At 60.2% G+C, this 23,346-nt stretch carries 19 protein-coding genes, 1 tRNA gene and 1 pseudogene; 4 read left to right on the top strand and 17 right to left on the bottom strand.

Annotated features, from left to right (window positions below):
• Positions 1-246 precede the first annotated feature (246 nt).
• Complete coding sequence (locus NW848_RS07675) at positions 247-1,401, bottom strand: FAD-binding oxidoreductase (RefSeq protein ID WP_414508703.1); 1,155 nt, start codon at positions 1,399-1,401, stop codon at positions 247-249.
• A gap of 1,286 nt (positions 1,402-2,687) precedes the next feature.
• Here NW848_RS07675 and NW848_RS07670 point away from each other — a divergent pair.
• The 3 genes and pseudogenes from NW848_RS07670 to NW848_RS07660 form a co-directional block, all read left to right on the top strand.
• Positions 2,688-3,284: pseudogene (locus NW848_RS07670) on the top strand (PAS domain-containing protein); the annotation flags it as partial.
• 81 nt (positions 3,285-3,365) lie between these two features.
• The gene (locus NW848_RS07665) at positions 3,366-4,007 is read left to right on the top strand and encodes a GAF domain-containing protein (RefSeq protein WP_414402488.1); all 642 of its coding nucleotides are present in this window, start codon (positions 3,366-3,368) and stop codon (positions 4,005-4,007) included.
• Between the two features lie 24 nt (positions 4,008-4,031).
• Entirely contained in the window at positions 4,032-5,195 is a 1,164-nt protein-coding gene (locus tag NW848_RS07660; protein ID WP_414402482.1) for an ATP-binding protein, read from the top strand.
• Here the strand turns inward: NW848_RS07660 and NW848_RS07655 are convergent.
• The 10 genes from NW848_RS07655 to NW848_RS07610 all read right to left on the bottom strand — a co-directional run bounded on the left by NW848_RS07655 (position 5,192) and on the right by NW848_RS07610 (position 14,568).
• Positions 5,192-6,628: a cytochrome c biogenesis protein gene (locus tag NW848_RS07655; protein WP_011429167.1), complete on the bottom strand. Its 1,437-nt coding sequence runs from the start codon at positions 6,626-6,628 to the stop codon at positions 5,192-5,194. The genes NW848_RS07660 and NW848_RS07655 overlap by 4 nt on opposite strands.
• Positions 6,629-6,704: 76 nt before the next feature.
• Positions 6,705-7,454, bottom strand: a complete 750-nt coding sequence (locus NW848_RS07650) for a cytochrome c biogenesis protein CcdA (protein WP_011429166.1) — start codon at positions 7,452-7,454, stop codon at positions 6,705-6,707.
• A 98-nt stretch (positions 7,455-7,552) separates the two neighbouring features.
• Positions 7,553-8,071, bottom strand: a complete 519-nt coding sequence (locus NW848_RS07645) for an inorganic diphosphatase (RefSeq protein ID WP_041438773.1) — start codon at positions 8,069-8,071, stop codon at positions 7,553-7,555.
• Between the two features lie 384 nt (positions 8,072-8,455).
• A tRNA-Asn gene (locus tag NW848_RS07640) sits at positions 8,456-8,527 on the bottom strand.
• A gap of 149 nt (positions 8,528-8,676) precedes the next feature.
• Entirely contained in the window at positions 8,677-9,549 is an 873-nt protein-coding gene (locus NW848_RS07635; RefSeq protein WP_099812561.1) for a M56 family metallopeptidase, read from the bottom strand.
• Positions 9,546-9,980, bottom strand: coding sequence for a BlaI/MecI/CopY family transcriptional regulator (locus NW848_RS07630; protein WP_011429163.1), 435 nt, complete (start codon positions 9,978-9,980; stop codon positions 9,546-9,548). The genes NW848_RS07635 and NW848_RS07630 overlap by 4 nt, the downstream gene beginning before the upstream one ends.
• 91 nt (positions 9,981-10,071) lie before the next feature.
• Positions 10,072-11,379, bottom strand: coding sequence for a serine--tRNA ligase (gene serS, locus NW848_RS07625; protein ID WP_414347049.1), 1,308 nt, complete (start codon positions 11,377-11,379; stop codon positions 10,072-10,074).
• A gap of 27 nt (positions 11,380-11,406) precedes the next feature.
• Entirely contained in the window at positions 11,407-12,399 is a 993-nt protein-coding gene (gene ilvC, locus NW848_RS07620) for a ketol-acid reductoisomerase (RefSeq protein ID WP_414402928.1), read from the bottom strand.
• 73 nt (positions 12,400-12,472) lie between these two features.
• Entirely contained in the window at positions 12,473-13,918 is a 1,446-nt protein-coding gene (locus tag NW848_RS07615) for a glycosyltransferase (RefSeq protein WP_011429160.1), read from the bottom strand.
• Between the two features lie 188 nt (positions 13,919-14,106).
• Positions 14,107-14,568, bottom strand: a complete 462-nt coding sequence (locus NW848_RS07610; protein WP_011429159.1) for a YlqD family protein — start codon at positions 14,566-14,568, stop codon at positions 14,107-14,109.
• A gap of 275 nt (positions 14,569-14,843) precedes the next feature.
• Here NW848_RS07610 and hemC point away from each other — a divergent pair, with 275 nt between their 5' ends.
• On the top strand, positions 14,844-15,830 hold the full coding sequence (gene hemC, locus NW848_RS07605; RefSeq protein WP_414402927.1) for a hydroxymethylbilane synthase: 987 nt from the start codon (positions 14,844-14,846) through the stop codon (positions 15,828-15,830).
• A gap of 1,050 nt (positions 15,831-16,880) precedes the next feature.
• Here the strand turns inward: hemC and NW848_RS07600 are convergent.
• From NW848_RS07600 to NW848_RS07575, 6 genes are all read right to left on the bottom strand, one after another.
• The gene (locus NW848_RS07600; protein ID WP_414508702.1) at positions 16,881-18,296 is read right to left on the bottom strand and encodes a DUF2157 domain-containing protein; all 1,416 of its coding nucleotides are present in this window, start codon (positions 18,294-18,296) and stop codon (positions 16,881-16,883) included.
• Positions 18,297-18,388: 92 nt separating this feature from the next.
• Positions 18,389-19,135, bottom strand: coding sequence for a phosphoribosylaminoimidazolesuccinocarboxamide synthase (gene purC, locus NW848_RS07595; protein ID WP_414349626.1), 747 nt, complete (start codon positions 19,133-19,135; stop codon positions 18,389-18,391).
• Between the two features lie 10 nt (positions 19,136-19,145).
• On the bottom strand, positions 19,146-20,606 hold the full coding sequence (locus NW848_RS07590; protein ID WP_099812565.1) for a sugar transferase: 1,461 nt from the start codon (positions 20,604-20,606) through the stop codon (positions 19,146-19,148).
• Positions 20,607-20,754: 148 nt separating this feature from the next.
• On the bottom strand, positions 20,755-21,528 hold the full coding sequence (locus NW848_RS07585; protein ID WP_049749699.1) for a class I SAM-dependent methyltransferase: 774 nt from the start codon (positions 21,526-21,528) through the stop codon (positions 20,755-20,757).
• A gap of 26 nt (positions 21,529-21,554) precedes the next feature.
• Positions 21,555-22,412 carry an FAD-dependent thymidylate synthase gene (locus NW848_RS07580; RefSeq protein WP_011429152.1) on the bottom strand — a complete coding sequence of 286 codons (858 nt, stop codon included), beginning with the start codon at positions 22,410-22,412 and terminating at the stop codon, positions 21,555-21,557.
• A 74-nt stretch (positions 22,413-22,486) separates the two neighbouring features.
• On the bottom strand, positions 22,487-23,275 hold the full coding sequence (locus NW848_RS07575; RefSeq protein ID WP_011429151.1) for a DUF4397 domain-containing protein: 789 nt from the start codon (positions 23,273-23,275) through the stop codon (positions 22,487-22,489).
• Positions 23,276-23,346: the final 71 nt, after the last annotated feature.

The following is a 23,346-nucleotide window of genomic DNA, read 5'->3' as shown; positions in this document are numbered from 1 at the left end:
CTCGTTGTGGGTCCTGGGACAGAGACTTGAACGCTGCTATCGAGATTTTGAAGCGAGGACTCAGGTCCCCCCGTATACGGGGGGATATAGGGGGGCGGTGGGACTGCCGCTCTCTGGCTGTGGAGGATCCTGGTTTACCAGTCCGTTGAAGCAGCAACTCCGAGAAGTGATTCTCGGAAGCTCCCGTCTACAGCCCGTCAGGGCTTAGCGGGAGAGGATGTCACGTTTCGGCGTGATTTGGAGTAGCTATATCAAGCTGGGGCTGAAGATGGCGGCGGGATCAAACTGCTGCTTCAGCTTGCGCATTAGGGTCACCGTCGGGCCGAAATCGTGGGCCAGAGCTGTCTTCAGGGCTGCCGGTGCCTCCAGCAGCAGGAGAAACCCGCCCACCGACTTGAGGTGGCGCTGTAACTGTAGCAGGGATCCCACCTCAGGCTGGGAGATCCAGGCTCGCCCCAATCCACAGCCGCGATGCAGTTGCACCTGAGCGTCGGGAAATAGAGACTGAAACTGCTCTAGAGTAGCCAGGCTCTGGCTAGGCAAGCAGCCGAACTTGGCCAACACCATCCCCGCACGGCGGGAGGGCAGAGGCGGGGCTTCAGGTCTTGCCTCTTGCCAGCTCAATCCTGCAGGAGCTAGCTGTTGCACCTGGGTCATCTGTTGGGCAATTACCCGCTCGGAGCCGTGGAAATGGAGGCAGAGCTGGGGCCCTTCTGCCTTCAGCCAGAGATCCACCCCCACCGGGCTGACCGGCGCCCTCAGCACCTGCCGAGCCAAGGCTTCCAAATCGGGCAGGGATCCTGTAGCCACCAAAGTTGCTTGGGCTGCCGGCAGGGGATAGAGCCGTAGGGTCGCCTGCGTCAGGATCCCCAAACTGCCCAGGGATCCGGCGAACAGTCTCGTCAAGTTATAGCCGGCCACATTCTTAACCACCCGCCCACCCGCTTTGGCCACCTCCCCATCGGCCCGTACCCAGGTGATGCCCAGCAGCAAATCGCCGATCCCACCGTAACGCCAGCGCAGCGAGCCCGTATCGGCCGTGGCGACGATGCCCCCCACTGTGGCCCAGTCAGGGTAAAGGGGATCCACCGGCCACCATTGCCCCCGCTCTGCCAAGATGGCTTGTAGCTCCGCTAGGGTCATACCGGCCTCCACTGTCGCCGTTAGGTCGGCAGCCGCATGGTCGATCAAGCGGCGCAGCCCACGGGTACTGAGGATGAGATCCACAGCCTCCAAGCGAGGAGCCCATCCCCACTTGCTCCCCTGCCCGAGCGGCAGCACCTTCCGCTCGCGGCACTCTTTTAGGAGCTGCGCCAATTCTGGAACCGTCGAGGGAGTTTGGATGGGAATAGGAGCGGCCTGGCCGGAGAGAAAATCTGTCAGCGGCGGAGAAAAAGCCATCGAGAAGAGCTAAGCCCAAAACGCCGGCAACATCTGATCCCCTAGCTATCGGGATCAACTTGCCCAATTTCAGTGTAGGGGGCAAACTCCTCACCTGGGCAGCACAGCCACAGATGGGTACTTGATGAGGCTTAGAATGCAGCCAGCTTCCCAAGTTCCCTCGCCGGGAGCGGAGGGCTGAGAGGGGTCGCGGCAGCACGGGCTGAACTCAAGTAATCTGGCAGCCGCTCAAAATCTGTCAAATCTGTCTCCAATGAAACCAACCCAAGCTCAACTCGATGACGCGAAGATACTTGAAAAAAACAGAGCAACAGGATGGCGATTGCCCCTTTTTAGATGAAGGAAAAACCTCGATAAACCGGAAGAGCCGCAACTTAGATCGACAATTCCTGTTAACAGCGAGCTAAGAGCTTAACTTGCTCCCCAAGTCTCGGCACCAGCAAATTAAACAGCAGATAGATGTAAAGATTTATATCAAAATTCGAAACTTCTTTGCGCGACGTGGTACTCTAACTTGTAAAGTTAAGCTTGGGTTAAAGCTATCAAATGCCTAAAGCTAAAACTGCCTGCAAGTAAGTCCGTAAGTAAGTATTTTGTCTGGTCTTGGCTAAAGTTTCCCTCTGCCATACTGTTTGCAAATTTTTCTGACTGCAATTTAAGGTTCGGTTATCCCCTGACACCGACATGGTGCAAGACTTGCGCTCTTCATCGGGATCCCTGGAACAGTGCTTTGGCCAGATGCCACTCTTGGTCGGGTTCGACAGCCCCCTTGCCGAGGTTCTCTCCCTGTTGGCGCAAAAGAATGGCTCCCGGCCCTACGCCTTGGTGGTGGATGCAGGCCGAGTGGTGGACATTTTGACGGCTGTGGATTTGACACTCCCACCCAGGGGATTCTTACGCAGCCCAAAATGGACTCGCAAAGGCGCTGTCAAGACGCCCCTAGACAGTCCTTTGAGGCATAACCTCAAAGTTCTGCTTACTTCGGACTTAAGTTCCTCCAGGTTAGTTATTGCCGCGCGGGTTTTGCACCGCAGTAGGTTGTTTTCCTGGAGAAGCTCTGTACTAACTATAACAAAGAAGCAACTAAAGTGGCTCAAGGGCTTTTCCGCCCCGTACTTTAGTACGGGGCTACCAAGCTATCCTTTTGTGTTGCGGTGGGTGGCCAGCGACCGATCTTGGCAGGGATCCACCCTGGCTGAGGCGATGACCGCCCCTGTTGTAACCTTGGCCGCCGGCGACTACCGGGATCCGCTGGCGTTAAGGATCCCCCTTTTGTCTATTGGCCCCCGGAGGAGATGGAGAAGATCGCCACCGCCTTCGCCCAGGGGCTGGCTCAGGGTCGGCCCCCGCAGGGTTGGGAGCTGACCTTTATGCGTCGCAACGGCGAGCGGTTTCCGGTGCGGATTTTGGATGCCCCCTGGCAGGATGCCCAGGGGAAGGTAATCGGCATTGCCAGCGTACAGGATTTGACCCAGGAAAAAGAGTTGCAGAACCCACAACAAAAACGGCAGCACTCGCTGCACGATCAGCCAGATCTGTTTCAAAACCTCTTTGAGCAAGCCCCGGTGGGCATGGCAGTTACGGATGCGGCGGGGCAGATTGTCAAGGTGAACGAGAGCTTTTGCCAGCTCACCGGCTACACCGAGGCCGAGCTCTTGAGCATGAATTACGCCGACCTCACCCACCCTGAGGATCTGCGGCAGGAGGCAATCTATGTCGAAGAAATACGAGCGGGCCGCCGCCGGGGCTACCGCATGGAAAAACGCTACATCCGCAAAAGCGGCGAGATCCTCTGGGTTGACCTCTCGTCTTTTGTGGCGGAGACTCCCGACAAACAAATCTACGGCATTGCCTCCATTGTCGATATTACCGAGCGCAAGCGAGCCCAGGAGCAGGCTCAACTGCAACTCCACCAAGCCCGGCTGCTCAACCGCATCGCCCAAGGGATCCGGCAATCGTTGCAGGTGGAGTCCATCCTGGGTTTTGCCGTAGAAGAAGTCCGCCGTTTGTTGGATGTGGAGCGGGTGGTGATCTACCGCTTTTTCCCCAATTGGGTGGGCGAGATCGCCATGCAATCGGTCAGCCGGCCAGAGTTGAGCCTGCTGGGCCTGGTTATCGAAGATCAATGCTTTGTTAGCCAGTGGCACCAGGCCTATCAGCAGGGCCGCATTTCGGCCATTGAAGATATCGACACCGCCCCCATCCAGCCCTGCCACCGCGAGCTGCTGGCCGGTTTGGGGGTGCGGGCCAACTTGGTGGTGCCCATTTTGCAGGCGGCTGGCCCTGACGGCAAAGACAGCGAGCCGGCCCGCCTCTGGGGGCTGTTGATCGCCCACCAGTGCAGCGCCCCCAAACAATGGGATCCCTGGATGCCGGATTTTTTGCGACAAATTGCCGATCAACTGGGGCTGGCGCTGCAACAGGCGGAGCTGTTTGAGCAACTCCAAGCTGCCAACGCCGAGCTGCGCTACCAGGTGGAGGTGCGCAATGCCGAGCTGGCCCAGCGGGTGAGATACGAGCAACTGCTGCGGCTGATTGGCGACAAGGTGCGCTCCAGCCTGGACGAACAGGAGATCTTGGCCACCGTGGTGCGGGAGCTCACCTAGGCTTTCCAACTGGGCGCCTGCGGTGTGGCCCTCATCCATCCGGAAACCCAGACCTACACGCTGGCCTACGAAGCGGCGGGATCCCTGCCCCCCCTGGGCAAGGTCACTCTGCCCTTGGATCCCGTGCTTTTGCGCCAGCTCCGCCAAGGCCAGACCCTCTACCTCAGCACGGATCACCCGCTGCGGGGGCGCTGTACCCTGCTTGCCTGCCCCCTGGTTGTAGAAGAGCAAGAAGGGCAGCTTGTCTCAGGCACCGGCTCGTTGCTGGGCTTTCTCAAGTTAGTTCGCCTGCCCCAGGAGGGCTTTACCGAGGCCGAGATCCACTTTGCCGAGCAGGTGGCCACCCAGTGCAGCATCGCCATTCGCCAGGCCCGCCTCTACCAGGAAACCCAGGCTCAGCTCCAGCAACTGCAGCAGCTCAACGAGCTCAAAGAAGAGTTTCTCAGCATGGTCTCCCACGAGCTGCGCACGCCTCTGACCAGCATGAAAATGGCCCTGAAAATGCTGGAGGTGCGCGGCCTTTCCGAGGCGCAGATCCCCTATTTCAACATCCTCAAACAGGAGTGGCAAAAAGAGCTGGACTTGGTCAACGACCTGCTGGACTTGCAGCGGCTAGAGGCCGGCAGCCGCAGTCTGGAGATCGCCCGCTTCGAGGTGCGCGAGTGGCTGGAAAAGCTGTTGCCGCCCTTTGCCCTGCGCTTTCAAGAGCGCCAGCTCACCTTTATCTCCTACCCCCCCTCTGAACCCATCTTGTTCAACACCGATGTGGGGCTGCTCACCCGCATCTTGAGCGAGTTGCTGGCCAACGCCGCCAAGTACACCCCTGCCGGCCAGCAGGTTCATCTGGAAGTGGCGGTCGATTCGTCGGGTCTCCATTTGCAGGTCACCAACACCGGTGTCGAGATCCCAGCGGAGCACCTGCCGCGCATCTTCGAGAAGTTCCACCGCATCCCGCACCTGGACTACGCCCACCAGGGGGGCACCGGCTTGGGCCTGCCGCTGGTGAAAAAGGCGGTGGAGCTGTTGCAAGGGATCCTGCAAGTGGAAAGCGGCGAGAACCGCACCCTGTTCGCGGTCAGCCTGCCGGATTTGGGCAGTTCCGCCCTCACCCCCAGCCCCTCTCCCTCAGGGAGAGGGGAGCTAGATGACCCTGGGCAGCGTTGCCGGTCAAACAGCCGCCATGGCTAGCCGTTGGCTAAGGACTCCGTCCCGCCGACGCGAGCGGCAGGAGGGGGTTCTTTTGCCGGCGAAGGGGGAGAGGAGAGCAGTTGCTGCTCCACCAGGCGGGCAAACTCCCGCTCGAAGCTCACCAGGGCGCGGTTGGTTTTGCCTCCCAGGTAGAGCCCTGCTTCCGTCTCCAGGGCCCAAACTTGGCTGTAGCTGAAATAGCTCATCGCCACCCCCAGCATCAGCAGCCCAAAGCCGAGATAGACCAGCGGGATCCCTGGGTCGGATTTAATCTGCAGACCGGTGGCGCCGATAACCTCGTCTAGGTGCAGGGTAAGACGGTTGGGGAAGCGCTGGGGGGCAACTTCGTCCAGGGCCAGGCTCATGCCCTGGCGCAGGGATCCTATCCACTGGCCTTGGGTGTCGTAGAGCAGGGCCGTCCCCTGCAAATCGGGCAACAACAGCGTCAGGCCCTCGCTTAGGTCTGGCCGGGTGGGGACAAAAGCGCCCCAGAGCTTGCTGCCCGCTTGGGTGGGCACCGGCACCACCGGGATTTGAAAGGGAGGGCTGTTGTTGAGGCGGATGCGGATGCTGTCGATGCTCCAATCAGCCTGGTAGAGGGTCACCCCCCGGTAGGAGAGGGGATGGTTGACGGAAATGGTCTGGCGTTTGACCTCCTGGCCCCCATCCAAAATCGAGAGATCTGAGTAAAACTGCTTCACCCGGCCATCAGGAGCATAGTCAATCCAGAAGCGGTTGACCCGAATTTGCCAGGTGGGTAGATGAGCCAGATCCCCTGCCCCGGTTACCTGTTCAATGGCGGCGACGCTGCCGCTGGGGATCAGCGCTTGGGCCTTGAAGCCGGCAAGGCTGCCCCAGATGGCCCCCAGCAGGATCAGCAGCAGGCTGACGTGCACCAGGATAGGCCCAAACCGCCCAATCAGACCCTTGCGGGCGTAAAGTCGGGATCCGTCCTGAAACACCGCATAGCCCCGCTGGCGCAGCCGCTGCGGCAGCCCCTGCAGGGAGCGTTGGGGCAGATAGGTCCAAAAGGGCAGCCGCTGGAAGGAGTGGGGACGGGTGAGGTAGCTCCAGCGACGGGCCACCTTGAGCATCGGCCACTGGCGCGTCAAAGAACAGGCGGCCAGGCTGCTGCCAAAGAGGATCAACAGGGCCAGAAACCAAGAGGTGCGATAGACGTGATCCAGCCCCAGCTTGAGGATCAGCCGCCAGGTGAGAAAGCCAAACAGGGCCGGATGCTCGGGGTAGTGGGCCTGATAGAAGGCCACGGTTTCCTCTTGCTCGATGACCGTGCCAACCGCGCTCAAAAGGGCAATTGCCAAGAAAAGGCCGATGGCCAGACGCAGATCCGCCAGCAGCGGCAGCAGCTCATGGCGAAAGTACCGACGCAAGGGGGAAAGCCACCGCGACAGCGGCAGAGAGGGAATAACCATGGGAAGTTGTCAGCTCAAGATCTGAACTGCCCCCCAACTGGAGGGCAGCCCCATCTTAGCTTGCAGCAGGGATCCCTTAGGCCCAAGCGGAGAGGATCGTCACGGTGCCAAAGCCCACCAACACCACGCCACTGGCATAGGTAAACCAGATCGACCAGCGCCGCAGGGCCAACAGTTGCTTCATCGAGCCGGCGAACACCCCCGCCAACAGCAGCGGCGAGACCAGCCCCAGCGCATAGGCCAGCAGCAGCCCGCCCCCCACCCAGGGCTGCCCTGTGGTGGAGACCCAGCCGAGCAGGGCCACCAAAACCGGCGTGCTGCAGGGAGAAGCTACCAGGCCAAAGGTGGATCCCAGCAACACCGACCGGCCTAGCCCAGGCCACTGGCCAGGGATCTCCAACCGGTTAAACCAATCGGGGAAGCGCAAGGGGACAACTTCCAGCAGGTTCAGGCCCATGAGGATGGCGATCCCTCCCGCCACTAGGGATCCAAAGGCAGCGGTTTGTCCATAAACCCGGCCTAGCAAAGCTGCTCCCAAGCCCAGCCCGCTGAGCGTCAAAGCCACGCCAGCCGCAAAGCCTAGCGATTGCACCCAAACCTGCCAGCGCACTTCTCCGGCAGCGGCGGGGGTAGTGGGAGCGTAGCCGCCGATGTAGCCGATGGTTACCGGCAACAGGGAGAGCATACAGGGAGAAAGGCTGGTGACCAGACCTGCCAGACCCACCAGCAGCAGGCTCAGCGGAGAAAGGTGCTGCAGTTGGCCTTGGACAAGTTGCGTTGCCCATTGTTCCAGGTGGTAAAGCCAAAGCTGAAGGGTATCGGCCATAGCAGAAGCCATCGAGTCCAACCCTAAGCTAGCTCGAGGAATCCAAGCCAGAACAGATTGGCGCCAACTGGGAGCTTCAGTCCAGAAAAGTTGGGGAGCTACTTGGACTGTTGGTAGGTGGCAATGCTGCTGGCGATCACTGCCTCGGTTTCGGCTAGGCCTTTCCAGCCCAAGATCTGGGTTTCTTTCTTCTCCAGGCGCTTGTAGGTGGCGAAAAACTCGGCAATCTCGTCCAGGCGGTGCTGGGCAATATCTTCCAGCCTGGTTACGGAAGCATAGCGAGGGTCCTTAGCGGGCACGCACAACAACTTCTCATCCGGCTCCCCCGCATCGATCATCTGCAGCATGCCCAGCGGGCGCACCGCAATCACACACCCTGGAAAGGTGGGCTGATCCATGATCACCAGGCCATCCAAAGGATCCCCGTCCCCTGCCAGCGTATTGGGCACAAAGCCGTAGTCGTAGGGGTACTGCACCGAAGAGTAGAGCACCCGGTCTAGGGCCATTACGCCCATGTCTTTGTCAAACTCGTACTTGTTCTTGCTCCCGCCCGGAATCTCAATCAGGAGGTTAAGTAGGCCTGGCTTTGGTTGGGCAGGGATCCGCGACAGGTCGATCACAGCAATTACCCTCGGAATAGGTGAAACGGCCAGAGGGCATTATAAATCGAAGCGTTCCTTCAGCAGCGGCATCCCAACCCCAACTAGGGGTGACCAGCAAGTCGGGAGGCACAAGCCCCGGACTTTAGTCCTGGAGATAAGTCTCCCCATCTCGACATCCTGCAGGCTGGAGTCGACTGCCCACGCTTTCGATGTCCCTGCCGTCGCCCAGGAGTCGGGGTGATGGCGCCCCCGGCCTCCCTTTCATCCCCCCGTATAGGGTGGGAAAAAGGGGGCGCGGTGGCAGCGGCGCCAGCCCGTCCGCGTAGCTTGCGACAAGCGAGAAAGAATCCTCGTCCTCTCGGGCTGAGGAGAACATCAAGCTTGCATCCCCCCGCCCAACTCCTCGGGCAAGATTCGAACTTGCGACCAATCGGTTAACAGCCGACCGCTCTACCGCTGAGCTACCGAGGATCGAAGTATTTTCCATCGTAGGAAAAAAAAGGCCATCAAGCAACTCCCGCGGAGGAAGAAATTCTTGGCTCTGTCCAGGCCATGGTTCAAGCGGCTGTAAAGCTGCTGCCCACCGGCGCGCCAAGGCAAGCTGGGGAATGGCGTCAACCTCAGTTGTGAAAGGGGATGGCCAACAGAGGCAGGAGAGCCAGCCCCAGCCAGGCCCAACCCTGCAGGGAAAGGTGGGAGGCGACCGGGCCTGACTCCTCTTGCTGCAATAGGGCATCGATGCGCTCTTGCAGCCGTCCCCCCGCACCGGATCCCATTTCTAGGGCAAAGCCAACCCAAGCCGCTGCCGGTTGCTGCGCCATGCCATAGCCCACCACCTGCACCAGAGCCTCTCCCAGCACCAAGGGATCCACCCGTTGGGCCGCCCAGCGATCTGCCCGCAGCTCCCGCAGGGTGAGCAATTCCTGCCAGAGGACCTCTGTATTCGGCAGCCAGCCGCTGAGATGGCGCAGCCAGCCCACCGCAAACATCCACAAGGTATCGCCGTAGTGGCGGTGGGCCTCTTCGTGGGCCAGCACCGCCCGCAGGTGTTCTTCATCCAACTGCTCCAGCAGGCCGCGACTGACCACCAATTGCGGCTTCCATACCCCCACTTGGGCAGCAAAAGGGATCTCCAAATTCAAGACATAGGCCGAAGAGCCATACAAATTGACTTGGGCCAGAGCCCGCAGGCGGGCGCGTCGGCAGACGCGCCAGTACTCCCAAGCCCAGCGCAGGGCCACGCCTGCAGCCAGCGCCAGCAACAGCAGCGCACAGCCGTAGCAGAACCAGCCTCCTGCCCCGGCCATTTGTCCCCACGGCCCCATCCAAGCCAAAGCAAGGGCAGTCATTAGCAAAAACAGCGGCGGCAGCAAGAAGTGGATCCAGGCCCACTGCCAGCGCTGGGCCCAGGAACCAGCTCGATCCAGCCGCACCTGGGCCCGCCACAGCCAACTCAGGGCCAAACCCAACAGCAACATGCCCAAGTGGCTCATTGGGGATCCCTCCTGGCCTCGCGGGCCGCCCGCAACCGCTCGGCAATCGCCTGCAACTGGGACACGCTGGCCTGATCCAGGCTATCGGCAAAGGCTGCCACGGTGTCTGGGTCGCCCACCGCCAAAAACTGCTGCAACTGGGCAAAGGCCCTGAGGCTGGCAGCTTCCTGGCGAGAAAGACGGGGCCGCCACAACATCGGCAGACTCCGCCCTTCTGCATCGGTGCGACGTTCACAGCTCACCCAGCCCTTCTGGCTTAGGCGCCGCAAAACGGTAGTTACAGAGGCATAGGCCAACTCTCGGTCGGGATCGGCCAAGATGCGCTCGTGGATTTGGCGGGTGCTGGCACTGCCCAGCTCCCAAAGGATATCGAGGATCTCGGATTCCAGAGGGCCTAGTGAGAGTTGCTTGGGACGATGCTTGGGCAACATAAACCCTGGCAGGGTAGGGATCCCTATCTAGATTGACATACTCTCATACTCTCCACAGCTATGGCTTGCTGGAGCACCGCGGCAGAATGGCTCAGGGAGCAGTCCGGAGAGCGCCGTCTTCCGAGAGGAAGCGGGAGCTGAGGAAAGGACGCAGCGCCTGGGGGATGCGAATCGAGCCGTCCGGCTGCTGGTGATTTTCCAACAGGGCGGCCAGAGCCCGTCCCACCGCTAAGCCGGAGCCGTTCAAGGTGTGGACGAAGTGGGTGCCCTTTTGCCCTGCTTCTTTGTAGCGCAGGTTAGCGCGGCGGGCCTGGAAATCCCAGCAGTTGGAGCAACTGGAGATCTCGCGGTAGCGGTTTTGGGAGGGGAACCACACCTCCAGATCGAAGCAGCGGGCTGCTGAAAAACCTAGATCGCCGGTACACAGCTCCACTACCCGGTAGGGCAGCTCCAGCATCTGCAAAATGGCCTCGGCATCTTGCACCAGCTTTTCGTGTTCTGCCTCCGACTGGGTGGGGTGGGTAACTTTGACCAGTTCCACCTTTTGAAACTGGTGCAGCCGGATCAGGCCCTTGGTGTCCCGGCCATAGCTGCCGGCCTCGCGGCGAAAGCAAGGTGTGTAGGCACAGAAATAGAGCGGCAGGCGCTCGGCTGGGATCACCTCCTCCCGGTACAGGTTGGTGAGGGGCACTTCCGCCGTCGGGATCAGCCAGAGGTCGTCGTCGGCACAGCGGAAGCTCTCAGCGGCAAACTTGGGCAGTTGCCCTGTCCCCTCCAGAGCAGCGCTGTTGACCAAAAAGGGAGGGATCACCTCGGTGTAGCCAGCGGCAATGTGGCGCTCCAGCATCATGGCGATCAAGGCCCGCTCCAGAGCCGCCCCTGCCCCTACCATAGCCACAAAACGGCTCTGGGCTACCTTGACGGCACGGCCAACCTCCAGGAGGCCCAGCTTTTCGGCAACCTCGTCGTGGGGAAGGACGGGGTGGGTGGGTTTTAGCTCATCGCCCCAGCGGCGCACCTCCACATTGTCGGCCTCATCCTGGCCAACCGGCACGCTGGGCAAGGGCAAGTTGGGCAAGGTGAGCAACCGGGCGCGCACCTCCTCCTCCAGCTCCCGCTCCCGCTGTTCCAGTTGGGCGATCTCGGCCTTGAGATCTGCCCCCTGCTGCCGCAGGGCCGCCACCTCCGCTCCCTGGGGATCCGCTCCCTGGCGGATGAGCTCGCCGACCTTCTTGCCGAGGCTGTTGCTTTCTGCCTGCAGAGAGCCGCGTCGGGCCTCCAAGCGGCGGCGCTCCCGATCCAACTGGAGAATGCCGTCCAGGTCGACACTGGCCCCGCGCTTGTCCAGGGCTTGGCGTACCTCTTCTGGGCGATCCCGCAGCAGCTTCAGATCCAGCACGAGACTTGCCTGTGAGACGACCTCTGGCTATTGCTTCAGCCAGCTAAACATGGCCCTTAGCTCTTTGCCCACCTTCTCGATGAGGTGCTCCGCCTCGCGGCGGCGCATTGCCGTAAAGCCGGGCTTGCCGGCCTGGTTTTCCAAGACAAACTCGCGGGCAAACTGGCCGCTTTGGATTTCTGACAGGATCCGCTTCATTTCAGCGCGGGTTTGCTCGGTAATAATGCGGGGGCCACGGGTGTAGTCGCCGTATTCTGCTGTGTTGGAGATGCTGTGGCGCATCTTTTCCAGGCCCCCCTCGACGATGAGATCCACGATTAGCTTAACCTCGTGCAGACACTCGAAGTAGGCCAGCTCCGGCTGGTAGCCTGCTTCCACCAGGGTCTCAAACCCCGCCTTGATCAAAGCCGTGAGGCCGCCGCAGAGCACCACCTGCTCGCCGAAGAGATCTGTTTCAGTTTCCTCGCGGAAACTGGTCTCCAAAATGCCGGCCCGCGTGCCGCCGATGGCCTTGGCATAGGCCATGGCCCGCTCCCGCGCCATCCCGGAGGCATCTTGATGGACGGCAAACAGACACGGCACCCCCTGGCCTTCCTGGTAGGTGCGCCGCACCAGGTGACCGGGGCCCTTGGGAGCGACCATGATGACATCCACGTCTGCGGGCGGCTGGATCTGCCCGAAGTGGATGTTGAAGCCGTGGGCAAATAGGAGCACCTTCCCCGGCTTTAGATGCGGGCGGATCTCGCTCTGGAAGACGGTCTTTTGCACTTCGTCCGGTAGCAGGATCATCACCCAGTCGGCGGCAGCCGCAGCATCTGCTACAGTCTTGACCGTCAACCCGTCCCGCTCCGCTTTGGGCCAAGAGGGGCTGCCGGGGTAGAGGCCGACGAGGACGTTGACACCGCTGTCGCGCAGGTTGAGGGCGTGGGCATGGCCCTGGCTGCCGTAGCCGATGATGGCGACGGTCTTGCCGTCCAGCAGATCCAGGTTGGCGTCAGTGTCGTAGTAGAGGCGGGCCATAGTCGGGCTGGGTAGTTTGGTGAGCTGGCGTTTGATTAGGATAGCAGGATCTGGGGGATCCCCAACAGCAGAACTAGAGGCCATGGTGCACCGTTTTTACCCACCGCAACCGCTTGGGCTGCACACACATACGAGCCGTGGTCACGATCATGACCGGCAGCCAGTGGAGCATGTACACCAAGCCCAGAGCCGTACGCCACCAGAGTTTTCGCCCGCGCAGCCCCTCCACCTGGCGCAGGCCGCGGTAGAAGGCCACCGTCACAGATCCCATGACCAGGGCGTTCAAGGGGAGCAGCACCGAGGAGTGGCCCGTCAACAGCACCCAGAGGGTATCGGGAACTAAGGCCATCGGCAGCAGGTACTGAGAGATGAAAAAGGCCCAGAGATCGACTGTCTTGGCCATGCCCAGGCGGCGGCTGAGGATCCCTGGCCAGTAGTCGAGGTAGCGCTGGTAGCCCCCCTCCGCCCAGCGGCAACGCTGGTGCCAAAGGCTTTTCCAAGAGGTGACTCCCTCTTCGACGATGGCCGGCTCCGTCAAAAAGGCAATATCCACCCCCGCCAGGTGCAACTTAAAAGTAAGATCCAGGTCGTCGGTGAGGCTGTTCTCGTTCCAGCCGCCGCACTTTTCCAGGACATCCCGTCGCACCAGTTGGCCGTTGCCTCGCAGCTCCCCAATCCCGCGGATGGCCACCCGCTGCTGCTGCAAGTAGGCATCGGAGGCCATCTCCGCCACCTGGCCCAGGGTCCAGAAGTTGACGTTGGGGTTGCTCAAGGCTTTGCGCACCTGAACGGCGCCGATTGTCCGTCTGCCGGGGCGGGGGGTCTGGCCGAACAGCGGCAGGGTGCGAGTCAGCAAATCCGGGGGCACAATGGCGTCGGCGTCGCAGACCAAGATAATCTCCCCCCGCGTCAGGGGCAGCACCTCGTTGAGGGCGCCAGACTTGCCGCCTCCTCGCCCTGGTGGCCGTCGGTAAACTCGCAGGTGAGGGATCCGCTTTTGGGCTTCCTGCAAGATGTCGGGGGTAGCATCGCTGCTGGCATCGTCAATGGCCCACAGCTCCAGGTGGCTGCTGGGGTAATCCAACTGGGTGAGGCTGTGCAGCAGCCGCGGCAGCACTGCGCTTTCGTTTTTGGCCGGGATCAACACCGCCACTCGCGGCAGAGGAGAACCCGCCAGCGCTAAGGGCTGAGCCCCGCCCACCTCAGGCAAAGGCAGGGAGGCCGTTTCGGCGGCGGCGGGATCCCAGGCCATTGTTCCAGGAGGGTAAAGCCTCAAGGGGGGCGGCAGAGCCGCCGGTTGCAGCCGGAACAGGCGGTTGATGTGGATGACCATGAAGGTGGCCAGGCCAACGGTAAACCAGCGGGCTACCGCTACCTGGTGCATCAGGCTGACCAGCCCCCACACCGTCGCCAGAACCAGGAAAGCTTTGAGACGGCGGCGCTGAGCCGAGGTGAGCAACCAATCGGGAAGATGTAGGTCCTCGAGGGGGGCAGGCTCTGACCAGACAAACTCAGACATGGCGAGCATCTCGTAGGTAACAACTTTGCCCGTACGCACCAGCCGTCCCAAGCTTGAGCCCAGCGGCTGTTAAGAGGCCGTTAATTATTGTCACCTATTGTGTTGCCACCGACTTGGGTTAAGACCAAAGGTCTTGATCTGCTACCCCACAGCAAGGGATCCCTGTCCTCCCAAAGGATATGAAGAGCTTATGGGTTGCCGCGAATTTCCTTGATCACCCCATCTTCCAGCAGGATCTCCACCTGCATTTTCTGGATCAGGTTGTCTCCCTTTTGCACGCGGAAGAAGCTCTCCACGCTGCCCTGGAGCACCTCTTGGTTCAGCTCCAGGTTGTTCAGTTGGTTGATCTGCTGAAGCAACTGGTTTTTTTGATCCAAGAGCTTGATCTTTTGCTCGTTCACGCGGCTTTTCACCGCTTCCACCTGTTGGAGCACCTGGGGGCTGTTGGGGTTAGGGCTTTGCTTCTCCAGCTCGGCAATGGCCCGCTTGCCCTGAAACTCCAGTTGCTGCATCTGAGCATCGGTGGCTTCGATCTGCCGCTCCAATTGCTCCTGCATTTCTTTCTTCCAAAGGGGGGTGACCACCACCTTGACAGGGATGGTGCGCTTGAGCAGTAACTGAGTGCCGTTGCCGACGTTGTTTTCTTCCATAAGACCTATCCAGGCAGACTACCAAGCAAATCAGGGGGCCCTGTGCTTACAGAGAATTGTCCTCTAGCAACCTTGGAGAAGGAGGCTTGACAGACCACAACTCTCCCCGCCGCGGCGGAGAATCCGTCTACTTATCCTACCGGCTGGGATCCCCGTAGTAAAGTCTGGATCGGGGGGAAATGGCAGTTTTGGTTAAGGATCTTGAAGGTCGCTGCCGTGCGGCGCCGCAAAGTCAGTTAGCGTGAAAGACGGTGTTCTCGGATTTTGCAGCAGCCATGAGCGAACTGGCCTCAACTCCCTTGCGGCCCTCGGCAGGGGCTGCCCAGCCGGTGCGGATCGCCTCCCGCAAAAGTGAGCTGGCCTTGGCCCAGACCCACTGGGTGATGGAGCAGTTGCAGGCCCACCATCCGGGATTGCCGCTAGAGCTGCACACCCTTTCCACCCAGGGAGACATCATCCTGGATGTGGCGCTGGCCAAAATTGGCGATAAGGGCTTGTTTACCAAGGAGCTGGAGGTCAGCCTGCTCAACGGCAGCAGCGATCTGGCAGTGCACAGCCTTAAGGATTTGCCCACCCGTTTGCCGGAAGGCCTGGTACTAGGGGCGATTACGCAAAGGGAGGATCCTTTGGACGCGCTGGTGCTGCGGGAGGAGCTGCGTGGCTACCAACTGGCCACCCTGCCCGAAGGGACGGTGATTGGCACTTCGTCGCTGCGGCGACTGGCCCAACTGCGCCACGCCTTTCCCCACTTGCAGTTTAAGGACGTGCGGGGCAACCTTAACACGCGCTTGGCCAAGCTGGAGCGGGGGGAGTACGACGGCCTGATTTTGGCGGTGGCCGGCCTAAAGCGGCTGGGCAAAACCGACCGGATCCACGAGGTGCTGGATCCCAGCGTGTTCTTGTACGCGGTTGGCCAGGGATCCCTCGGCATCGAGTGCCGGCAGGGGGACGAGCGGATTCTGGAGCTCATCCGACCCTTGGCTGATGCGGAGGCGACAGCCCGCTGTTTGGCCGAGCGAGCTTTCCTGCGGGCGCTGGAGGGGGGCTGTCAGGTGCCCATCGGCGTCCACAGCCAAGTTCGAGGGGAAGAGCTGCACCTGACCGGCATGGTGGCTGACCTAGAGGGGCGACGGCTCATCCGCGATACCCAGACGGGATCCACCGCCGATCCGGAAGCGGTTGGGGTGGCCCTGGCGGAGAAGCTGAAGCAGCAGGGAGCCGACGAGATCTTGCAGGAGATCTTTGCCCGGGCTCGCTGCTAAATTCTCTTGGCTAGCTCTCGGGAAACTGGCCAAGGGAAAGAAAAACGGCAGGGAGAGTTTTAGATCCCCCCCTCTGCCGTTACTGCTGCCAAGGACTTGCCTCAGATAGGGAACTCACATTCACAGCAGCAGTAGTTGAGCTCTACCTTAGCTTCCAAAACAGCCGTGTCGTCTTGAACCACCAACGTAACTCTGTTGTTGGCAACTTCAGCGGGAGAGAGCGTTAGGGTTTTGGTAAAAGTCTGACCGGCCGAACTCACAGGTGAAGCATATAAGAACCCCGATTGAGTTAGAGTGCCGCCGTTGTACACGTAGTACTTGTCGTTGCCCGCATCCGGAGCACTGCTACTGCTAGCCGGCAGATTGTTGCGGTAGGCAAATGTCAGGGTACCTCCCAGCCGGCAGCCTGTTTTACAAGGGGGGCTCCATTGGAAGGTATGAGCAAAGACTTTATCGGGTCGGCGATCTCCCCAGTTGACTGTCCCGAAAGGGCCCTGGAGAGTTTCCCAAACTTTGGGTGGAACCTCCGATTGAAGGGGGGAAGCAGGGTTTGGCGGAGGAGCGCTGAGGGTTACTGAGCGCAACACCATGGGTCTCGAGCACGGAAGGCCAGGCAGAGGTCTTGGCGAAAGGGGGAAAGGAACCTGGCGGAATAGCTCATCTACAGTTTCTGAGGATACTACCGGAGCTATGGGAACTAGGGAGGGTATCGATCTAGGCACAGAAGGCATAGGCTGCCTAGCTGGCTCCGGGGCCTGAGCCACTAAAAGATGATCTTCAGCCAAGGCAACACCCGAAAGAGAACCACTCTCCCAAAGGGGCGTAAGTAGCAAAGCCAAAATGCCCAAACGCAGTCCTACTTTCATTATCTTGATAGAGATGCCCACTTCCTTCTCAGCTCAAGCCAAAGCTGAGAATACACTAGCAAAGACGTTGGGGAATACAAGCAGGTTCCTTAAACTTTGTAAATTCTTGTGAATTCCAGCTCAATTCCAGCTTTTTCCTTTGCTTGATCATGTAGCGGGGCTTGGCTTCCTAGAAGGGCAAGAATTAGAGACGGGAGAAAATCCGCCGCTCAAATTTCAGCCCCAGCCAGATTACCCCGATCCCACAGGCCACCAACACCGCCGACTTGGCCAACAGGCCGGTTGGGTACTCGAAAAAGCGGGTCAGCACCACCAGGGTTAGCCCCAACAGTCCCTGCCAGAAGCGCCCCCGCCGCCCCTGCTGCAGCCCTTCCCAGCAGAGCACCACCGACAATCCCACGAGCAAAAGGGTCACGATCCAGGGAGCAAAGAAGGCCAAGGCTACCTTTGCGGTTAGGTTCAAAGGCAGGGCGCTGCGGATCCCCAGCAAAAGCGCCAAGGCAACCAGAGAAATCAGAACAGCAGCATCCTTCAGCCAAGACGAAACGGGCTGGGATCTCTTCTCCTGCCAACCCTGCCACCAGCCCCAGCCCGTCAGCAGCAGCAACCCCACTGCCGACAAGCTCGCCCAGGGATCCCCAACGTTCCAGAGGGGATCCTCGGAAAGATCGACCCACGTCCCGACAAAGCTCCAGACATAGAGCAGGACACCCAGCCCCAGCAGAGCCAAGTTCTGGGCTGTCGGGGCCAAATCCAAGCCTTGCTCCAGCTCGCCGGGAAGCTCTGGATCCCTTCCTTCAGTTAAAACCCGGCTTAGCCAAGGCTTATGGCGTTGGTGCCACAGACCCAACCCCCACACAACTGCAACACCAAGCAGATGCAAAAGGGTTAAACCTTGGAAAGAGCTGCCCAAACGCTCGGCTAACCCTTGCAACGCCAGGCCAAAGTTCACCACGGCCAGGGCAAAAACCCAGCGAGAGCAACACCAATAGGCCAGAGGAACCAGCAGGCCCAGGGTCAACCAAGGATAGAGGAAGTTGACAGTCCCCCAATCCACGAAGTCGGCTACCATCCCCAAGCCCAGCAGAAGGCAGGCCAGTACACCACTGGGGCTGTGACGCAAGCCGTAGGCCATGGCCAAACCGCCCATCCCCCAGGCCCAAAACAAGCCTGCCGCAGATCCCCCAAGCTGAACCCACTGGGCCATCAGGCCAATACAGGCTCCCAGGGTCAGTTCACCGGCTATCAGCAGGGCGCTACCCAGACGCTGGGATCCCTGCTGCCAAGCCTGGAAGCCCGCCACCTGCAGCCCTACCATGAGGGCCAAGCACCCCCAGGCTCTGGCCCAGCGGGGAATGGCAGCCCAGTTGGCCGCCACAAAGGAGATCACCCCCAGGCCTACCAGAACTGCGCCAAACAGTAGCAGCACCAAGACAAAACGGCTGCCGGCCGCTCGGGGCAAGCTATCCAGTTGGTAGTACTCCCACAGCCGATCCCGCTGCTCAGGTTCAATCAACCCCTGCTCCACCCAGGCATCCAGCAGGTCGGCCAGTTGGCGGCGGAAACGCTCGCCGGGGTAGGGGGGGCGGGGAGAGGTCATGGCGGGATCCCGACAAGCGAAAGGAGGCTCGGGCGTTAAGGGAGTGGGATCGCTGAGGCGATTATAGTCCCTCACCCCTGGCTCCTCTCCCTCTAGGAGAGAAGGAATTGGGATCCCACTGCCTGAAGCACCCGCTGCAACACCTCTTGATAGCCAGCTACTGGATCCCCCAGATCAAAGCGAAAGAGATCCTTGTCCAGCACTCGCGGCTCGGATCCCTCCAGATCCCAAAGACGGCAGGTATCGGGGCTAATCTCGTCGGCTAGCAGGATCTCTCCCTTCTCGTCCAGGCCAAACTCCAGCTTAAAGTCCACCAACTCTAGGCGGCAGCTTCGCCAGAAAGCCTGCAGATGGTTGTTGATGGCCAAAGCCAGGGATCCGAGGCGCTCCACCTGCTCCGGCGTGGCCAGCTGCAACAGGCGGATGTGATCTGTGGTCACCAAGGGATCCCCCAAGGCATCGTTTTTGTAATAGAACTCCACCAGCGGCGGCTCGATGGGAAGGCCCTGCTCCAGGCCCAGCCGTCGGCAGAGGCTACCCGCTGTGCGGTTGCGCACCACCACTTCCAAAGGCAGGATGTGCAAGGCTCGCACCTGCATCTCGGTGGGGCCGGTTTGGGCCAAGAAATGGTTGGGGATCCCTTGCTGCGCCAGGTAGGCAAACACATGGCTGGAGACGGTGCAATTCACCTCTCCCTTGCCGGCGATGGATCCCCGCTTTTGGGCGTTGAAGGCGGTGGCGTCGTCTTTGTATTGGCAAAGATAAACCCTGGGATCGGCAGTGCGGTAGATGCGCTTGGCCTTGCCCTCGTAGAGCAGCTCTTGGGGGGAGAATGGCATACGCTAACCCCTAATATCCGGTCAGCCGTCCGCGGATCCCTTGCCAAAGGGTAATGGCCAGGATTCGCAGATCCAGCCACAGGGACCAGTTTTGCACATAGTAGAGATCATACTGGGTGCGGCGGGCGATGCTGGTGTCTCCCCGCAGGCCGTGGATCTGAGCCCAGCCGGTGAGGCCGCTTTTGACCAAATGCCGATCCAGATACTTGGGGATCTCCTGGCTAAATTGCTCGACAAAGTAGGGCCGCTCCGGGCGGGGGCCCACCAAGCTCATTTCCCCCTTCAAAACGTTCCAAAGCTGGGGCAGCTCATCCAGGTTGGTGCGGCGCAAAAAGGCTCCTATCTTGGTTCGGCGCGGATCCCCGGGGCGCGTCCAGCGCGGCTGGCCGGGTGCTTCAGCATCCACCCGCATGGTGCGGAACTTGGCAATCCAAAAGCGACGCCCATCCAAGCTCACCCGCTCCTGCCAATACAGGATGGGGCCGGGGCTGCTGCAGGCCACCAGCACGGCGATGACCACAAACAGGGGGCTGAGCAACAGTAAGCCCAGGGAAGCTCCCAAGATGTCCATAGCTCGCTTGAGGAAACGGTTGTGGGCGTAGCGCAAAGGGGGGTGGCGCAGCGTCAGCAGCGGGATCCCGTCCAGAGAGTGGAACTGCAGGTTAACCGTTAAGAAGCCAAGAATATCTGGCACCAGGCGCACCTGCACCGACAGAGCCTGCAAAGTAAGAAGCAGGGGCGCGTTGGCCAGCTCCGGCTGCCCAAACCACACCTCTTGGATCTCAGGGTGAGCTTGCACATAGGCCACCAGATGAGCGGGATCCAGGCGCTCCAGCTTTTGCAGAGGCCCCGCTTCTGGCGCCGAGGGATCCCCGGCCACGGCCCAAGCCTTGATCTCAAACCCCAAAGCCGGGCAGCGCTCTAGCCGCTCCAGCACCTCGGCCAACAGCAAGCCGGATCCCACCCAGATCACCCGTCGCCGCCCCTGGCCGCGGGCATACAGCCAGCCCATGCCCAGCCGCAGCGCTAACCGCATCCCCGTCAGGCCGAGCAGGGCCAGCAGGCCGGCATAGCCCACTACCAAGCGCGACAGCGAGACAGAGCGCACGAAGAAGGCCCCTGCCAACACCAGGCCAAAGGTCACCCCCAGCCCCAGCAGCAAACTGGCCCATTCCTCAAAGCGGGATAGGCGCTTCGATTCGCCATATCCGCCCAAACCGGCCTGAACGCCCCAGTAGCTGAGAACGGTCAGCAATCCCAGGCCGGCATAAACATCCCACGGCAAAAGCTGGTGAGGGCGCAAGCTGCGCAGCCAGTAACCTGCCCCAAAGGCCAACCAAATACAAAGGCCATCCCCGAAGCAAGCTAGGGGCACCCACAGACGATGCGGATCCAAGCGAAGGGCGTAGCTGCGCAAAGGTTCCGTCTCCCTGGTGCGAAAGGACTCCGTCCCGCTAGCGCGATCGGCCAAGAGCTATCTCCTCCAAAAACGAAGACTGGGAACAATCTTATGAAAAGATTATCCCCTTGAGGCTGCAAGGACTCCGTCTCGCTAGCGCGATCGGCCAAGTTGACTCAAAAAACTGGTAATAACGGCGAGAAGTTGAGGATTAAGAGGCTCAGTTTCCCAGAGGAGCAATTTTCAAAGGGCTCCGTCCCGCTGCCGCAATAGGGCTGGCTACCGCCAACAACGACAGGCCAAAGGGCAACGAAAACTTGGGGATCAAATAGGCTTCCGCGGCAAAAATCTCTGCTAGAAGTTGATTGAGCCAAAGGGGCGGCATTTTCAAGTCTGGACTTTCCCGCAGGCGAAGTATTTTCTGGGCTAGGCGGATCCCTGCTGCCAGAGGGAAGAGAAAGCTGTTGAAAAAGGTAAAGGTATGAATTTGCAAGCCGGCGCTCTTGAGTAAGGAGAGAAGTTGTGCCGCTGTGTAGCGTCTCTTGTGGTGATTGAGCTCGTCATGGGCGCTCCACAGCCAGGGATAAGCCGGCACCGTGATCACCATGTAGCCAGATGGCTTTAACCTCTGGATGAGGGCTTCCAGAGCTGCTGTGTCTTCGTCTAAATGTTCCAGAACGTCCAGCAGAGCAATTAAATCAAATTGTTGAGAGCCAAAAGGGATCCGATGCGGCAATTCGCCTTCTTCCACAATCGCAATGCCACGAGCCCGGGCCAAAGGCAATGCTATTTCGCTTCTTTCCATGGCCCAGACTTGGCCAAACTGAGACAACATTTCCAGGTTGCCACCGCTGCCACATCCCGCTTCCAAGATACAAGCTGAGGGAGGAAGAGGGATCCCTGCAATAACCCGGCTGAGAATCTGTCGGCGGCCCACAAACCACCAATGTCGATCCTCTAGGCCTGCCATTTGTTCATAAGCTTTGGGATCCATAGTCGTCCCCAATGGTTGGGAACTTGTTAGGGAGAAAGCCTGGCCTTGCCCCAGCGGTTTTGGCGGTACCAGGCGGCCACATGGGGGCACCAAGCCTCGAAGTGGGGCCACATCAACTCGCACAGCTCGCGGATCTCCCGCTGGGCATCCTCCTTAGCCCGCAAATCCAGAAAGTGCATCAAGCTGCGGCAATTAAAAGACACTACAAAATGTTGGCGGATCCCGTAGCCGATGATGTTACGAGCATCCTCATAGGGCACCCCACACTCTTCGACCAGGCGATAATAGGCAATGGCCTGGCTGCGATACTGCTCAAGAATGATGTTTAGGGCCTCGGGAGAGATGGGCTTGAAGCCTTGGCGGGTTTTGGCTTTGCCTTCCTTGACGCTGGCGGGAACGTAAAATAGAGTTTCCAACTCTTGCAAAGCTAACTCTGCCCCGGTTTTGTCGGCAAAAGCAGAAGTTTCGTCCCAGCCCCCCGTATACGGGGGGCTAGGGGGCTGGTTGGGGGGGCCGGGCGGGGGGTTGGGGGGCGTTCTCCGGGGCCCAGACAAGAGTCTTTTGCCCAAATCGGCAATTTGCTGGCCTGTATATCGAAAAGATTGAACGTCGAAAGAAATTCCCACCCGATGAGTACGGGCCTGTTGCATGACAGCATGGGGAAAATAGCCTACCCCAAACGTGATCTGAGGGTGCTCCAGCGGCCCATAGTGGCCACGGTTGCCCTCCAGCAGATGCCGCACCACGGCCTCGCCATATTTTTCCGGGATCCGGCTTTCTGGGGTAACAAAATCAGGGCTGTGATCTTGGTGCATCGCCTGGTAGATCACCCGTTCGGGATCTGGGGTTTGGCTGAGCACCACCACTTGAAATAAGGCATCCACGGGCTGTGTCCCCAAAGCTAGAGACGACTGGCTAGTCTCACAGTATAGAGAGGATCAAGCCGCAAGCAGCCTTGCTATAGGAGCCTACGAGCCCGCGTTTCCTCTGCCAGCACCAAGTTTAGGCCCGGATTGCTGCGCATCAGCCCCGCCACGTAAAGGGTATAGACTTTCCCTGCCTCTAACTGGAGGTCAAACCGTTGCAAGGGAATGCTCCGGCCAGGAGACGACTGCCCACCTGGCGCGGGGGCTGAAGGAGCTATGGCCACCTGAATTTGGGTAAAGCCGGGTCGCATGGCTTGAAAGGTGGAAACTTGCCCGAAGGCCAACTGAGGTATCAGCACCCGCCCTTGCTCCCCCTGCCATTGCAGGGCCGGCGCATCAGGGGCAGCGTGAACAAACCGAACCAGGGCTTGGTCAAACAGCGAGTTGATGTTGTCTTCCAAAACTAAGGCCGTCACGCGATTGGGCTCGTCAGCAGCCACCACCGAGAACACTCCCCCGCCTCTGAGGTTGGCCACAGTTCTGGCCGCAACCGTTCGCGCTAGCGGAACGGAGTCCTTAAAACTCGCGGGCTGGCCAGGGCTGGTCGTCTCAGGGGTTGAAAACAAAACAATGTCGTACTCGCCCGCCGGCATACGCACGTACTCGCTCACCGAGCCATAGGCTACACCTTGAGCAGCCCTTACCCCCCCCACTTCCAAGTCGATCCGAGGGGCATTGGGGGCCACATGCACCAAGCGCACCTGGATCTCAGAAACTCCCGCGGATGCCGAAGGCATCGGGATGGCACAGCCGGACAAAAGCCCCGGCATTAAAGCCCCGCCCACCACGCAGAGGACTGCGCTCACCCACTGTCGCACCATGTTTACACTCACTCCTACTCCTCACACCCAGGGTTCATAAGGGAGATCGAGCGGAAGAGCCCTCTCGCTCC

The organism is Synechococcus sp. RC10A2 (assembly GCF_047502605.1).
Note: the sequence above shows the minus strand (reverse complement) of the source record. Positions and strands in the feature narration are given on the sequence as shown.